The sequence below is a fragment of the Sagittula sp. genome (genome assembly GCF_052825245.1).
Genome location: NZ_JBRBWD010000032.1, coordinates 462,942 through 477,441 on the forward strand (window position 1 = coordinate 462,942; position 14,500 = coordinate 477,441).

Below are 14,500 nucleotides of genomic sequence, written 5' to 3' on the forward strand. Positions count from 1 at the left end.
TCCGTCCGGTTCAAAATAAACGGCTATGCGCCGAACCGAAGGATACCACCAATGCGGGAAACTATCAATTCTATACGCGCAAAGCGAGACGCGCGGCGAGCCAGCTTACGAAGAGCGTTGCAAGGTCGACAGGCAGGATCGCGGCCAGTGCCGCCTCGTCCTCCGGCCCGTAGGGCAGGTTCGTCAGCGCCAGGCCCGAGAGGTCGCCCTGCAGGGACATCACGCCGATGGCCACGAAGTTGTTGACGAGGTGAAAGGCGATGGCGGGGCCAAGGCTGCCCGACCGCGCCGTCAGGTCGGCGGCGGCCAGACCGAAGGCCACGGCCCACAGCGCGATGGGCACCGCATTGCTGCCCCAGACGTCCGGCGCATAGTGGCCCAGGCCGAAGGCCAGCGAGGGCAGGGTCAGCCAGGCGGCGGGCCATTTCACCCGCGCGGCAAGCGTGCTCTGGAAATAGCCGCGGAACAGCACCTCTTCCGATGCGGTCTGGACCAGCAGCGCGCCGATCGTCAGCGGCAGCAGCGCCAGCCATTGCCCGGGCGGCAGGCCCGGCTCCGACGCCATCTGCAGCGGCCAGGGCGGCAGCAGCGCGATCACGACGTTCAGCGCCACCAGAACGGCCGCGACCCGCAGGAACTGTGGCCAGAACAGCCGCGCCGGACCGAACAGGCTGCCCGCGGTGCGTCCGTGCAGGGTTTCGGCCACGACGATGGCGCCGACGCCCATGCCCCCCATCAGCGACAGTTGCGCCAGAAGCCCCCATGGGTCCTGCCCGGAGGTGATCATGCTCAGCACCGCCGGGAACCGATCCGGGCCGACGATGCCGCTGATGAGCGCGATGATGCCCCGCGTCAGGCCGAACATGATGACGGTCGCCAGAACCAGTCCCAGCACCAGCCGCCACAGCTCGCAGCGGTGGAATGTGGGCAGGGTGAGGACCGCGTGGGGCGCGTAGCTTTCGCGCTTCATCAACCTCGCGCGCTCGCCTGCCGGAGCACGTCGAGATAGCCGTTTGCCTGTGTCATCCGTTCGCCCAGCCCCTTGTCGCGCAGCATGCGGTGAAGCATCGGCAGCCTGTAGGCCGGAACGTGCATCACCAGGTGATGCTCCAGATGATAGTTGACCCAGTAGGGCGCGACCAGCAGCCGTTCCAGAGGTCCGGCAAGTGTGGTCCGGGTGTTGCGCAATGGGTCCTCGGACTTCTCGACCGCGCCGTGTTCGGCGATGTTGCGCACCCTGAGGACAAGCTGGAACCACGTCAGCAGCGGCAGGAGCCAGAAGGCGAACCACGTCCACCAGCCGAACAGCGCCCAGAACAGCGCGAACAGGACGGCGTTGACGATCAGGGCCTTGCCCAGCACAGGCCCGCTGAACGCCTGCGCGAGGTCCTGGCTCGACACGCCCTCCGTCTCTCCGGCGAGGCGGAAGGCAAAGGCGATCTGGGCTGCACGCTGCCTGATGCCGGTCTGCCCGGTCAGATCGCGGATCAGCTTGCGGCGCAGAGAGGCGCGCGTGGTCGGGAACGGCGCCGAGAGCTTCAGGTCGGGGTCCTTGTCGGTCTGCGTGTGCCGGTGGTGCATCAGGTGGTAATGCCGGTAGCTGGCCAGATCGGCGAGGATCGGTCGCCCGCACAGCCACGCCCCCGCCCATTCGTTACAGGCGCGTGTCCTGAACAGGGCGTTGTGCGCCGCCTCGTGCATCAGGATCGCCAGCCCCAGTTGACGCGAACCGATGACGATCATCGCAAGCACGAAGGTCAGGGGATTGGGCCACAGGGTGAACAGCCAGACGCTGCCTAGGATCAGCGCCCAGGCGTGCGCCACAAGCGCCAGACCCCAGGCGTCGGACCGCTGCGACAGCGTCCGAATCTCCTCGCTCGTCAGGTAGGCTTTTCCCGGTGTCATGCCGGGAATGATCCCGCGCCCACCCCCATCCTGTCAACGACTCCGCCCCGTCACTTCGAGGGAGAGAGTGAGAAGGGGTATCCCTGCGGGATCGTAGCAGACGGGGGGTCCTCCAGCCCGGCACGGCGAAAGCGACCGACAAGCCGCGCAACCCGCGCCCCGGCGCGCCGCTGGGCCGGCGCGGATTGACGCCACCGCCCCCCGTGCTATCGAACGATCATGCTGGCGATCTTCCTCAAGACGTTACCTTTCTTCGGCCTGATCGGTCTTGGCTACGGGGCCGCGCGCATCCGCTTCTTCTCCGAGGAAGCGAGCGCGCACCTGACGAAGTTCGTCTTCTACTTCGCATTGTCGGCGATGCTGTTCCGGTTCTCGGCCAACCTGTCCTTCGACGAGATCTTCGAACCCCGGCTGGCGTCCGCGTATCTCTGGGGCACGGGCGTCACCTACGCCATCGGGATGCTGATCGCCTTCGCGCGCGGGCTGGACACCCAGACCGCCGCGATCGAGGCGCAGTGCGCGGCCATCGGCAACACCGGCTTCCTCGGCGTGCCCATGCTGGCGCTGCTGCTGGGACAGGAGGCGGTGGGCCCGATCATCCTGATCCTGTCCATTGACCTGATCGTCTTTTCCTCGGCGCTGACCCTGATCGTCACGGCGGCGCGCGAGGGGTCCATGTCCCTGCGCATCTTCCAGAAGCTGGCGGTCGGGCTGCTGAAGAACCCGATGATCGTCTCCATCGCCGCCGGGCTCATGGTGTCGGCCACCGGGCTGGGGCTGCATGACGTTCTGGACAGTTTCTTTTCGACGCTGGGCGCAGCGGCGACGCCGGGGGCGCTGTTCGCCATCGGCGCCTCGCTCGCGTCCAAGTCGGCAGAGCGGCTGCAGATCGCGGCCTGGCTGTCGTTTGCCAAGCTGATCCTGCACCCGCTGTTCGTCGGGCTGGGCGTATACCTGTTCTTCCCGGTCGACGCCTACCGGGCCTCGGTCGCCGTATCCGCGGCGGCGCTGCCCGTCGCGGGAAACGTCTTCATCCTGGCGCAGCACTACGGCATCGCACCGCAGCGGGTCTCTGCCTCGATCCTGATCTCGACCGCGGCGTCGATCCTGACCGTCTCGGCGATCATCGCGCTCGTGGCCACCACCCCGCTCTGACGCCCTGTAGGGCGGGGCTTTGCGCCGCCTGCCCCTCAGTCGACGCGCCGCACCAGCAGCTGGCTGGCGGAGTTCCGGGTCTCGAACACCTTGAGCGCCTTCACGAGGTCCGACAGCTTGCGCTTGCCGTATGTCCGGGTGTCGAAGTCGGGGTTGGCCGCGGTAATGACCTGCCCGATGTCACCCAGCTTGTACCAGTCGTCGTCGCCGTCGATCGAATCCATCGCCTTGAAGATCAGGTCGCGCGCCTCGGTCATCGGCCGCTTGTCGGTCTTGATGTCCTTCGATTCTTCCGGCGCGCTGTCGATGTTCTCGAGGTAGATGAAACGCTTGCAGGCCTTGCGGAAGGCGTCAGGCGTCTTCTGCATCCCCATGCCGTAGACATCGAGGCCCTGTTCACGGATCCGGCTCGCCAGCCGGGTGAAGTCCGAATCCGAGCTGACCAGCACGAAGCCGTCGAACCGCTCGGTGTGCATCAGGTCCATGGCGTCGATCACCAGCGAGATGTCAGAGGCGTTCTTGCCCACGGTGTTCGCGGGCGAGTGCAGCGGCACAAGGCCGTATTCAGCGGTGACACGGCTCCAGCCGTTCATCTGCTGGCTGCCGAAATCGCCGTAGACCCGCCGGACGGAGGCCTCGCCCAGCGAGGCGATTTCGTCGAAAAGCGCCCTCGCATATTTCGGGGAGGTGTTGTCCCCGTCGATCAGTACGGCCAGCAGGCGTGTATCATTGGGCATCGGTGCTTCCTCGGTTCTCTCGGTGTGGCCCTCCTAACACGGACAGGGGCACTGTCGAACCGAAACCCGGAAGGCGGAGCGGACTCAGAGGAAACTGATCGGCACCGGATCGACGCCCGGCACCACGACACGCGTGCCCGGCGCGCGCAGGATCATCACCCGGTCGTCCTGGTCGTCGCGGTCCCGGTCGAAAAGGCGATCCTCCCGCGGGAAGTAGTACCCGGTGCACGAGACATTCAGCGCCACGAACTCCAGCGTGTCGAAGGTCAGGCCCGGCGGGGCGCCGTTGGCCTCTTCGAGCGCGGCGAGCACCTCGTTCGGCGGGGCGGCAAAGACGTCGAGATCACCGAAGCGCACGCGCGGGACGTCCGCGACAGCGGCGATGTAGGTGACGACACCTTCGGCGTAACCGATGCTCGGCACCAGCGGCCCGCGCTGCTCCGTCACGCCACCGCCGAACTGCGGCACGGATCGTTCCACCGCGGGCATCCCGGGCAGGGCCGCGACAGCGTCGGGCGTGTCCCCGAAGCGAACCGGCAGGAGCCCCTCGTTCGGCGCGATCTGCCATGTGACATCATCCATCATTGCACCACTCCGTTCTGCTTGAGACATTCCGCGTAGGCGACCATCTGCGCCAGCGCCGCGTCGTACTTGCCGGGGAACTTGGACTGGATGTCCGCCACGTCCATCATGACCGCCCCCATGAAGTTGCCGGACGCGATGAGCGAAGCCTGCGCGGCCTGGTATCCAAGGTAGTCCCCACCCGAGGCCGGGTGGCTGGCCGTCATCATGTGATCGGCGGTGTCCATCTGCAAGGCCGGTCCGATCGCATGGGGCAAGGGGCTGACCGCCTTGGCCGGGGTGTGGTGGCGATGACCGCCGTTCGCCGCAAGCGTGCCATAGGCGCCGCCGCGATACGGACCGCCGGGCGCCCCCGCCGCCAGATGCCGGCAGGGATTGTTCCGGGCGCAGGTCGCACAGGCCTGCGTGGCATCGGCGGGCGCGAGGGTCTGGTCGATCTCGTCGTTCGCACCGTTCGTCATCTCGTGCACGGCGGCGGCCCCGGCGGTGACGGCCGCGCCGGTCGCCGCCTGCTGCGCGCCCCGCCCGAGCAGCGCGCGTCCGGCCCACATCGCACCCTGGCGGAGCAGGTTCCACGCCAAGGGCGCAGCCAGTGCCGGCAGCGCCATCAGGCGCCCCCGTCCGGAGCGGACAACCGGGCCAGCGTATCGACAAGACGCCGGATATCCTCCTCCGGATCGCCGTCGGGGCGCATCAGGTATGACGCCACGCCGGGGTCGCGCTCGGCAGCGCCGCCGTAGACCACCTGCACGAGGCAGAAACGCGCCACGCCCTGTTCTGAGGTAATACCGAAGCGTGCGGCGAGCCCGCGGTTGCGCCGGACAAAGCCGAGAAGGGTCTCCTCCTCGACGGTCTTCGCCTCTGCCACGCGGCCCCGCAGGAACTCGGCAATCCGGAGGTCGCTTGCGTGGCGCCGTTCGCGCCTGCCCGTCCTCTCGATGAACTCACCCGATAGGAAAATCATTACAACTCAACCCAACATTGTCAGACGTGCATGTAATTCCACGCGCTTGTCGGACAAGGCAATGCGGCGCGCGCCGCTACCTGCCGCGCGCCGATCTTGAGAATCACAGGGTGCGGAACATCACCAGCGCATCCACCGCCACGCCGGATGGCAGCCGGAAGGCTCCGGGCAGGCGGCCGACCGTCTCGAAGCCGGCCTGTTCCCAGGTCTTCACGGCCCTTGTGTTGCTGGACACGACGCAATTGTACTGCATCGCCGTGAAGCCCATTCCCGGCGCCACCTCCAGCGAATGGGCCAGCATGGCGCGCGCGACGCCCCGGCCCCGCGCCGCCTCTGCCGTGACGTAGCCGCAGTTGCAGACGTGGCTGCCGCCGCCCTTCTGGTTGCGCACGATGTAATATGTGCCCAGGAGCGCGCCCGCCTCTTCGCAGACGAATACGGTGCGCTCCGGCCCGAACCAGTAGTCCAGTGCTGCGTCCTTCGGGATGTCGGTGTCGATGGCATAGGTGTCGCCTGCGCGGAACACCGGCTCCAGCATCGACCAGACCGCGTCCCGATCACTTTCAACCGCTCCTCGGATCTGCACGCCGTTCCCCTCCGTCCGGACCGCCCTGCCCGTCTGCTGGCTGACCGCGGACCCGTCGTCAAGCGTTCAGCCTGCCGGGACTGGCCCGTCTCAGGACTGCCCTTCGGTCCTGATGTGCATCACGGTCCCGCAGTGCTTGCAGTGGACCGCGTCGGCATCGTGAAGGACCAGCCCGCATTCCTCGCACTCGCACCGCACCTTGTTGGGGCGGAACAGCACCTGCACCAGCCGCAGGAACAGGGTGATGCCGAAAAGCATGACGACGACCGAGATCAGCCGCCCCACTGACCCCTGCAACACGATGTCCCCGAACCCGGTGGTGGTCAGCGCCGTTACAGTGAAATACAGGGCGTCGGCGTAGTTCCGGATCTGCGGGTTCACGTTGTACTGCGTCGCGTAGACGAGCCCGGTCATCACGAAGATGAAGACCCCGAGATTCAGTACAGCCAGGACGATATCCCCGTTGCGGCGGAAGTAGGGGAAGTCGCGCTTCAACTGTTCCGAAAGGTGGTAGGTGTGCAGGAGCCGGAGCGTCCGCATCACCCGAAGGAATCCCAGCCCCTCGCCCGCCAGCGGCGCAAGGAAGGACACGATGGCCACGAGGTCCGCCAGCGTGGTGAGCCGGGTCATCAGCCGCCAGCGGTTGGTCGAAATCCACAACCGCATCCCGAACTCAATCAGGATGACCACGCCAAAGAACGCGTCGATCGCTTCGAAAAAGGGCCCGTGCTCGGTAAACGAGGTGGCGATCACGAACAGGATGGTGCCGATGTCGAAGGCAAGCAACGCGTAGCGGAACCGGTGCGCACGCGTGCTTTCGCCGACATAGAGCTCCCGGATCCTGTTCCTCATGTCCACCCTTTCCCACAGACGCGATACGTCAGGCCACCTCGCGCCAGAATACACGGGTGAACAGAACGTAGACCGTCATCATCTCGAGACGACCCGCGTACATGCCGAAAGACAGCCACCACTTTGCGCCCTCGGGCAGGTTGGCGAAGTTGCCGGAGGGGCCGATCTGGCTGCCGATGCCCGGCCCGACGTTCGCCACCGCCGTCAGCGCGCCGCTGAAAGAGGTCATCATGTCCAGCTCGTAAAGGTCGAGCACGACGGCCAGGCCGAAGACCGTGATCGCGTAGAGCACGAAGAAGGTCATCACCCCGGTCACCACATCGTCGCCGATCACCCGGCCCTGATAGCGCGGCGAATCCATCGAATGGGGCAGGCGCACGCGCTGGAACCGGATACGCAGCACGCGCAGCATGATCAGCCACCGCATCATCTTGGCCCCGCCCGAGGTCGAGCCGCTGCACCCGCCCATCGCCGTCAGCACGAGGAAGGCCGTCGCGGCGAAGGGCCCCCATGTCGTGTAGTCGACCGTGGCATAACCCGTCGTCGTCACCACGGAGACAACGCTGAACGCCACGTGCCGCAGCACCTCGAACACCGGCTCGCCCGAGGTCCAGACCCGCCACGCCGTGATCAGCAATATCGAGACGAAGAACAGGGTTGCGAGGGCGCGCACCTGCTCGCTGCGGAAATCGCCCTTGCCGATGCCCTTCATGTACCACGCGAAGGGAAGCGCTCCGGCGGCCATGAAGAACGTCCCGGCCCATTCGAGGAACGGCTGCTCGAACTGGCCGAAGGACGCGTCGGAGGTCGAGTAGCCGCCGGTCGAAAGCGTCGTCAGCGCGTGCACCAGCGCCTCGAAGGCGGTCATTCCGCCAGCATGGTAGACCGCGAGACAGGACACGGTCAGCCCGGCATAGACCCAGAGCGTCGTCCCGGCAAAGCGGGCCGCCGTCGCCATTTCCTTGTCGCCCTTTTCGGAGCTTTCGGTCTTGAAGAGCTGCATCCCCCCGACCCGCAGGATCGGCAGCAGTGCGATGCCCGCGACGATGAACCCGATCCCGCCCAGCCATTGCAGGATGGCACGCCACAGGAGGATGCCGCGCGGGGTGGAATCCAGCCCGGTCATCACCGTCGACCCGGTGGTGGTGATCCCCGACATCGATTCGAAGAAGGCGTCCACCGGGGCCATCTGCCAGAACCACAGCGGGATCGCGCCCATGGTCGCGCCGGTGATCCAGATCGTGCCGGTGACAAGGAAGGAGTGCATGCGCCGGAAGCCGCGTGGCCGGTTCGCGACGGCGAGCGTTGACAGCCCGCCGACGAAACCCACCAGCGTCGCCGCCTCCAGGAAAACCCCGCGTGTTTCGGGATATGCCAGCCCGATCAACGCCATCAGCGCCGCCATGCCCATCATGAGCAGGCCATTCGCCAACATGACCAGCGTCATGTGCCCCAGTGCCTCCGACCATCTTCAACCGGGGCGTCCGCCAGGACGAGCGCCGGATCACCGCGCACCATGCGCCGGGTCTGCGGGAAGGTCCAGACGTGCCGTCGCCGGACCCACCCGACTGGGGTAGGTAAAACCCTACCTTGACCGGGAAATGCCCGTACCCCAGACTGACGCAACGTAATAGGTGACCGCGCCGGCGACCGATTTCGGGTCGGGCGGGTCTTTGCTCCCTTAGCCGATTTCATCACGTCCCTGTTCACCCCGGATACCGCGGGGGGCCTGACGCGCCCCGCGCGCTCCGATAGACGGAGCATGCCATGAATCAGCCGCTCAACACGCTCGAAGCCGCCCCCCAGCCGTCCTTCTCGCCACAGGCACACGCCATCCGCGTCGCCAGCTTCCGCCACCGGGTCAAACGTGCGCAGGGCTTCACCAAGGCGCCGCTGACCGTCTTCCTGAAGGAACTGACCGGCACCTTCACGAAGCAGGAGATCGAGGTGATCTTTACCGTGTTCGCCGAGTGGGCGCCCGTCGAGCTCGTCGAGGGCAAATCCGTGTCTCCGATCATCCGGCTGCAGAAGGCCCATCCGGCAGGCACGCCCGTGAACACCGACGTCTTCGATTACTACATGGGGATCGGCGCACATGCCCGGACCATCCGGGTCATGTCCTCTGCCGCCAATCCGCCGGACGAGCAGCAGCTGAACAACCCGACGCCCTCGCACTACACGAAGAAGGGCAAGCCGGTGTACGTCACCGAAAGCCCCGGCCAGCGCATCCTGCGGCAACTGGGCGAAGGAAAATACCTCTACGGCGATGTCGGCGGACTTGTCGGCGGGTTCGTGTTCTACAGTTCGAAGCAGATGGGCCACTCGCACGACGCGGCCACGGCGCACGGCAGGTTCGCCTCGGACATCGTGGGCCTGCTGTCCAACATCAAGGACGTGCGCGACGGGATAAAGAAGCGGACAGAGGCGCCGAAAGGTTACGCCGGTGCGGGCAAGCCCGGCATCCATCATGTGGGGCAGGCCCCCCAGCGCGGCGACCCGATCCGTTTCATCCCGGCCCTGCCCCTGCCAAAGGACATGGGACCGGACGCCAACCGCGCGATGACCAGCCTTCTGAAGACGATCCGCGGCAAGAACGACCAGTAGCCAGCACGTCCCGGCCGCTGATGCGTCAGAAAGAGGTGATCACCGTCGCGCCGATGGACTGGAACCTGTCCATGTTCATCAGGGCCGCCGGCGCATCCTCCAGACTGATCCGATCACCGACAAGGCGCGACGGATCGAGCTTGCCGGAGGTGATCATGTCCCGCATCACGCCATAGCGGTGGGCCTGCATCCCGTGCGAGCCGAGGATCTCCAGCTCCTTGCCGATGACCTTCGCCATGGGGACCTGCGGTGTCGTGTGCTCGCCCAGCATGAGGCCGACCTGCACGTGCTTGCCGCGCGGTTTCAGGTTCTGGATCGAGTTGAAGCAGGTCACCGGATGCCCCAGCGCGTCCAGCGAGACATGCGCGCCACCGCGGGTCAGGTCGATCACCGCTTCGGGCACGTCGCCCGTTGCGCCGTTGATCGTGGCCACCGCGCCCAGTTCCTTTGCCAGAGCCAGCTTCCGGTCGTCGATGTCGATGGCGATGACGTTGGCGCCCACCGCATTGGCGATCATCACCGCAGACAGCCCGACACCGCCGCAGCCGTGCACCGCAACCCACTGGCCCGCCGAGGCCTTACCCTGGTCCACGACAGCGCGGAACGACGTGGCGAACCGGCAGCCCAGGCTGGCAGCAGTCGCGAAATCCATGCTTTCCGGAAGGGCCACGAGGTTCAGGTCCGCCTTGTGGACCATCACGTACTCCGCGAACGACCCCCAGTAGGTGAAGCCGGGCTGCTCCTGTGCAAGGCACACCTGCTGGTGTCCGGCGTGGCACTCAGGGCAGGACCCGCAGCCCGAGATGAACGGGACGGTCACGCGGTCGCCGCGCTTCCAGTTGACCACGTCCTTGCCCACCGCCTCGACGATGCCGGCCAGTTCGTGCCCCGGCACATGCGGCAGATGGATGTCGCTGTCGTGCCCCATCCAGCCATGCCAGTCAGAGCGGCAGACTCCGGTCGCCTCGACCTTGATGACGACGCCGTGCGGATCGGGCGTCGGGTCGCTGACCGTCACGACCTTCGGGGCTTCACGGAATTTCTCGAAGAGGACCGCTTTCATGGGGCTGGCTCCGTTTTCGTGGGCTGGAACGAGGGGCGGCAGGCAGACCGCCACGCCCGGAAGGCGTGACCATGGGCCGCCGCCGGTTGATCGGGCCCGCGCAAGAGCGGCGCGGGCCCGGCCTTGTCAGTAGACCACGACCGAGCGGATCGACTCGCCCGCGTGCATCAGGTCGAAGCCCTTGTTGATCTCGTCGAGGGTCAGCGTGTGGGTGATCATCGGATCGATCTCGATCTTGCCCTGCATGTACCAGTCGACGATCTTCGGAACATCCGTGCGCCCGCGCGCACCGCCGAACGCGGTGCCTTTCCAGACCCGCCCGGTGACAAGCTGGAAGGGACGGGTGCTGATTTCGGCCCCGGCCGGCGCCACGCCGATGATGATCGATTCACCCCAGCCCTTGTGCGCCGCTTCCAGCGCGGTGCGCATCACGCCCACGTTGCCCGTCGCGTCGAAGGTGTAATCCGCACCGCCCTTGGTCAGGTCCACGAGGTAGGGAACGAGGTCGCCCTCCACGTCCTTCGGGTTGACGAAATCGGTCATGCCGAAACGCGTCGCCATCTCGACCTTGTCGGGGTTCAGGTCCACGCCGACGATCTGGTCCGCGCCCGCCAGCCGCAGGCCCTGGATCACGTTCAGGCCGATCCCGCCCAGGCCGAAGACGATTGCGCGCGACCCGATCTCCACCTTGGCGGTGTTGATGACCGCGCCGATGCCGGTGGTCACGCCGCAGCCGATGTAGCAGACCTTGTCGAAAGGCGCGTCCGGGTTGATCTTTGCCAGCGCGATTTCCGGCAGGACGGTGTGGTTCGAGAAGGTCGAACAGCCCATGTAGTGCAGGATCGGCGTACCATCGAGCATCGAAAAGCGCGAGGTGCCGTCCGGCATCAGGCCCTGCCCCTGCGTGGTCCGGATGGCCTGGCAGAGGTTGGTCTTGGGGTTGAGACAGTATTCGCATTGGCGGCATTCGGGGGTGTAGAGCGGGATCACGTGATCGCCCGGCTTCAGCGAGGTCACGCCCGGTCCCACCTCGAGCACCACACCCGCGCCTTCATGGCCGAGGATGGCGGGGAACAGCCCCTCCGGATCGGCACCCGACAGGGTGAATTCGTCCGTGTGGCAGATGCCCGTCGCCTTGATCTCGACCAGGACCTCGCCCGCCTTCGGACCTTCGAGGTTCACTTCCATGACCTCCAGGGGTTTGCCCGCTTCCAGCGCCACCGCCGCTTTTGTCCGCATCGTCATCTCTCCTTAAGACACACTGATTTGCGCGGACACTGCGCCAAACCACTTGACGCCGCAACCCGACAGTCCTGCGCCGGAGGATGCTTCCGGCCGCGTGCGGCCCGCTTGCAGAATTTTAACCGAATCTTCGGAACTCGCCGCCAGTCTCGGGCGGACCCTGCGGAGAGAGGTTCCCATTCCCATGACCGCCCCGACCCTGCCCGACGCCTTCCTGTCTCCGGAAACCGCGCAACTGGTAGCGCGGCTGCGGGCGGTCGAACGCCCCGACCTGCTGCGCGAGGCAATTGTCACCCATTGCGACGGCGCGGTGGAAGGCGGGTATCTGGCGCTTCTCCTGTCGGACAGCCGCGATCCCGCGGCCATCCGCGCGCGCCGCATCGCCCGGCGGAGGGAGGCGCTGACCGCCTTGAAGGCGCTCGACACCTCGCTCAGGGCGCGGACCCAGGCGGCGGATACGACGGACGAGCGGCAGCTTGTCGATGCGCTCCGCCATTCCGTCCGAAGCTGCGACCTGCGGCTTCGGAAGGAACTGGAAGACCTCATCCGCTCCGGCGAGGACACCGGCGAACTGCGCGCCGCCCTGCGCCGCCTAACCGAAGAACCGGAGGCGGACGCGCCGCGCGTTTCGGCACACCGGGGCTGACGCGTCAGGTCAGCCGCACTTCAGCTCGGTGATGACGTCCTGCCCGTCGAGGTACACGTTCGTGCGGTTCGACCTGTAGTCCTCCGTCACCATGTCGCCGGGGCGGATGATCCGTTTCGGGTCGGGTACGGCGGCGGCCGCGGCGACCGGTTGCCCCACGATGCCGGCGAATTGTCCTGCGGCGCAGGTGGGCGCAGGGCCGCGCGGGTCCGTAACCGGCTCGCAGGCCGCCAGCGCGGGAATCACCAATGTCAGTATCCATGCCTGTCGCATGAGCTTGCTCCTTCCGGCGGGCGGGACGTCGTGTTTCCGTAACCGCACGCACACCATGTCGTAGGGCGGAGTTCACTCCGCCTTCCATCCAAACATCGGTCGGCATGCCGGATTTTCCAACAACCACGGCCTGTTGCAGTCCGCGTTGCGCCGTTTTCCGCCCAAGCACCCGCAGCCCGCCGGACTCGACTCCCCGGCCCGCCCCCTATAGAACAAATGAAGAACAACGCTGCTGCCTCATGTCCAAACGCCGTATCCTCTCGCTCTGGTTTCCCCGCCTCGGCGCCGAACGCTGGCTGCGGGCGGAGCCGCATCTTGCCGGGCAACCCTTTGCCACCGTCGCCTCTGACGGCAACGCCCAGACGCTGGCCGCGCTCTCTGTCGAGGCCACGGCCGCGGGGCTGTCCCGCGGGCAGTCCCTGCGAGATGCCCATGCGCTCTGCGCGACGCTGCTGACCCGCCCCGCGATGGCGCACCGCGAGCAGGGGTTCCTCGACGCGCTGCACCGCTGGGCGGGCAAGTTCTCGCCATGGGTCGCGGCAGAGCCGCCCGACGCGCTGGTGATCGACCTGACCGGCTGCGCGCATCTCTTCGGTGGAGAGCGGCAGCTGTGCGATCAGGTCGCGCGCGACTGTGCCGACCTTGGCCTGACGGTGCGGCTCGGGCTTGCCGACACGCTGGGGGCGGCCTGGGCGCTGGCGCGGTTCGCCGAAGGGGGGCGCAGCACCGCCCGCTCCGGCGACGCCATCGACCAGGAGGCCCCCGCCACCCGCGCCCGGGCCGGCAAGCGCCGGGCGATCTCCGATGTCCCGGCCGACGGTCCTGTGGCCACGCGCATCGCCGCCCCCGGTGCCGCGTGGGGGGCGCTGTCCGCCCTGCCGATCAGCGCCCTGCGCCTGCCGCCGCAGACGGTCGAACAACTCACGCGGCTGGGCCTGCGGCAGGTGGGCGACATCCTCGGTCAGCCACGCGCCGGCCTGGCGCGGCGCTTCGGGCGCGGGCTGGTCGAACGGCTGGATCAGGCCATGGGCAGCGCGCCGGAGCCGGTCTCTCCGAAGGCCGCGCCGGAACGCTTTGCCGTGCGCATGTCCTTCCCCGATCCCATCGGGCTGGAGGACGACGTGGCAGAGGCCTTTGCCCGCATGACGGAGCGCCTGTGCGCCCGGCTGAAGAACGCCGGGCGCGGCGTCCGCACCCTGCGGATGGAAATCCACCGCTGCGATCACGAGATGATCTGGCAGACGGTGACCGCCGCCCGCGCCGCGGATCAGGCACACCGGCTGGTGCCGCTGATGAAGCTGAAGATCCCCGGGATGGACGCGGGCCCCGGCATCGACATGCTGCGGCTGGAGGCCCTGGTGACGGAACCGCTGCACGCCCGCATCACCGCCGGCCATGCAGAGGCGGCGGCCCTCGGCGCCCGCCGCCGCGACAGGGGCGCCGCGCTGGAGGACCTGATAGGCCGCCTCGGCGCCCGGCTGGGGATGGAGGCCGTCACCCGCCGCCATCCCGCCGACAGCCACATCCCCGAGAAGGGCTCGAAGGTGGTGCCCGCCGCCTGGACAGATCCCTCCCGCGACTGGCAGCCGCCGCCGCGCCCGCGTCCGCTGATGCTCTGGCATCCGGAGCCGGTCCACGCACCCGACACGCCGCGCCTGCCCGGCCGGTTCCGCTGGCGCGGGCGGGACTGGCAGGCGACGGGGCAAATCGGCCCGGAACGCATCGCGCCGGAATGGTGGTTCGACGATCCGGCCTGGCGCTCCGGCCATCGCGACTACTGGCAGGTGGAGACCGACCGGGGCGACCGGCTGTGGCTGTTCTACGCCCACGGCGGGACGCTGTCGTCCGGCTGGTTCTGCCACGGCAGCTTTGCCTGAGGCGGTCAGCCGGT

At 67.4% G+C, this 14,500-nt stretch carries 16 protein-coding genes; 4 read left to right on the forward strand and 12 right to left on the reverse strand.

Annotated elements, in window-relative coordinates; translation table 11 throughout:
- Positions 1 to 70: 70 nt before the first annotated feature.
- Together ACU0DV_RS13245 and ACU0DV_RS13250 are read right to left on the reverse strand one after the other, a co-directional pair.
- Positions 71 to 970: a CPBP family intramembrane glutamic endopeptidase gene (locus tag ACU0DV_RS13245; RefSeq protein ID WP_446241592.1), complete on the reverse strand. Its 900-nt coding sequence runs from the start codon at positions 968 to 970 to the stop codon at positions 71 to 73.
- On the reverse strand, positions 970 to 1,905 hold the full coding sequence (locus ACU0DV_RS13250; RefSeq protein ID WP_446241593.1) for a fatty acid desaturase family protein: 936 nt from the start codon (positions 1,903 to 1,905) through the stop codon (positions 970 to 972). Before ACU0DV_RS13250 ends, ACU0DV_RS13245 begins: the two co-directional genes overlap by 1 nt.
- Positions 1,906 to 2,124: 219 nt before the next feature.
- Here ACU0DV_RS13250 and ACU0DV_RS13255 point away from each other — a divergent pair, with 219 nt between their 5' ends.
- Positions 2,125 to 3,060, forward strand: a complete 936-nt coding sequence (locus ACU0DV_RS13255; protein ID WP_100928541.1) for an AEC family transporter — start codon at positions 2,125 to 2,127, stop codon at positions 3,058 to 3,060.
- Positions 3,061 to 3,095: 35 nt separating this feature from the next.
- Here ACU0DV_RS13255 and ACU0DV_RS13260 read toward each other — a convergent pair whose 3' ends face one another.
- The 7 genes from ACU0DV_RS13260 to ACU0DV_RS13290 form a co-directional block, all read right to left on the reverse strand.
- Entirely contained in the window at positions 3,096 to 3,797 is a 702-nt protein-coding gene (locus tag ACU0DV_RS13260; RefSeq protein WP_100928542.1) for an NYN domain-containing protein, read from the reverse strand.
- An 84-nt stretch (positions 3,798 to 3,881) separates the two neighbouring features.
- Positions 3,882 to 4,382 (reverse strand): hypothetical protein, encoded by a 501-nt coding sequence (locus tag ACU0DV_RS13265; protein WP_446241594.1) that lies wholly within the window; start codon positions 4,380 to 4,382, stop codon positions 3,882 to 3,884.
- Complete coding sequence (locus ACU0DV_RS13270) at positions 4,379 to 4,987, reverse strand: hypothetical protein (RefSeq protein ID WP_446241595.1); 609 nt, start codon at positions 4,985 to 4,987, stop codon at positions 4,379 to 4,381. The genes ACU0DV_RS13265 and ACU0DV_RS13270 overlap by 4 nt, the downstream gene beginning before the upstream one ends.
- Entirely contained in the window at positions 4,987 to 5,343 is a 357-nt protein-coding gene (locus ACU0DV_RS13275; RefSeq protein ID WP_100928545.1) for a hypothetical protein, read from the reverse strand. Before ACU0DV_RS13275 ends, ACU0DV_RS13270 begins: the two co-directional genes overlap by 1 nt.
- Positions 5,344 to 5,446: 103 nt before the next feature.
- Positions 5,447 to 5,881, reverse strand: a complete 435-nt coding sequence (locus ACU0DV_RS13280) for an N-acetyltransferase family protein (protein ID WP_446241687.1) — start codon at positions 5,879 to 5,881, stop codon at positions 5,447 to 5,449.
- A 138-nt stretch (positions 5,882 to 6,019) separates the two neighbouring features.
- Positions 6,020 to 6,781 (reverse strand): potassium channel family protein, encoded by a 762-nt coding sequence (locus ACU0DV_RS13285; protein ID WP_100928546.1) that lies wholly within the window; start codon positions 6,779 to 6,781, stop codon positions 6,020 to 6,022.
- Between the two features lie 28 nt (positions 6,782 to 6,809).
- Positions 6,810 to 8,228 (reverse strand): TrkH family potassium uptake protein, encoded by a 1,419-nt coding sequence (locus ACU0DV_RS13290; RefSeq protein ID WP_446241596.1) that lies wholly within the window; start codon positions 8,226 to 8,228, stop codon positions 6,810 to 6,812.
- Positions 8,229 to 8,548: 320 nt separating this feature from the next.
- Between ACU0DV_RS13290 and ACU0DV_RS13295 the strand changes: the two genes are divergently transcribed.
- Positions 8,549 to 9,385, forward strand: a complete 837-nt coding sequence (locus ACU0DV_RS13295; protein ID WP_446241597.1) for a hypothetical protein — start codon at positions 8,549 to 8,551, stop codon at positions 9,383 to 9,385.
- A 25-nt stretch (positions 9,386 to 9,410) separates the two neighbouring features.
- Here ACU0DV_RS13295 and ACU0DV_RS13300 read toward each other — a convergent pair whose 3' ends face one another.
- Positions 9,411 to 10,448 (reverse strand): zinc-dependent alcohol dehydrogenase family protein, encoded by a 1,038-nt coding sequence (locus ACU0DV_RS13300; RefSeq protein WP_446241598.1) that lies wholly within the window; start codon positions 10,446 to 10,448, stop codon positions 9,411 to 9,413.
- A gap of 126 nt (positions 10,449 to 10,574) precedes the next feature.
- On the reverse strand, positions 10,575 to 11,687 hold the full coding sequence (locus tag ACU0DV_RS13305; RefSeq protein WP_100928550.1) for an S-(hydroxymethyl)glutathione dehydrogenase/class III alcohol dehydrogenase: 1,113 nt from the start codon (positions 11,685 to 11,687) through the stop codon (positions 10,575 to 10,577).
- A gap of 187 nt (positions 11,688 to 11,874) precedes the next feature.
- On the opposite strand from ACU0DV_RS13305, the gene ACU0DV_RS13310 reads away from it, so the two are divergent.
- Positions 11,875 to 12,336, forward strand: coding sequence for a hypothetical protein (locus tag ACU0DV_RS13310; RefSeq protein ID WP_446241599.1), 462 nt, complete (start codon positions 11,875 to 11,877; stop codon positions 12,334 to 12,336).
- 9 nt (positions 12,337 to 12,345) lie between these two features.
- On the opposite strand, the gene ACU0DV_RS13315 is transcribed toward ACU0DV_RS13310, so the two are convergent.
- Positions 12,346 to 12,609, reverse strand: a complete 264-nt coding sequence (locus ACU0DV_RS13315; protein ID WP_283981572.1) for an I78 family peptidase inhibitor — start codon at positions 12,607 to 12,609, stop codon at positions 12,346 to 12,348.
- A gap of 239 nt (positions 12,610 to 12,848) precedes the next feature.
- Here ACU0DV_RS13315 and ACU0DV_RS13320 point away from each other — a divergent pair, with 239 nt between their 5' ends.
- Positions 12,849 to 14,486 (forward strand): Y-family DNA polymerase, encoded by a 1,638-nt coding sequence (locus tag ACU0DV_RS13320; RefSeq protein WP_446241600.1) that lies wholly within the window; start codon positions 12,849 to 12,851, stop codon positions 14,484 to 14,486.
- The last annotated feature ends 14 nt before the right edge of the window (positions 14,487 to 14,500 follow it).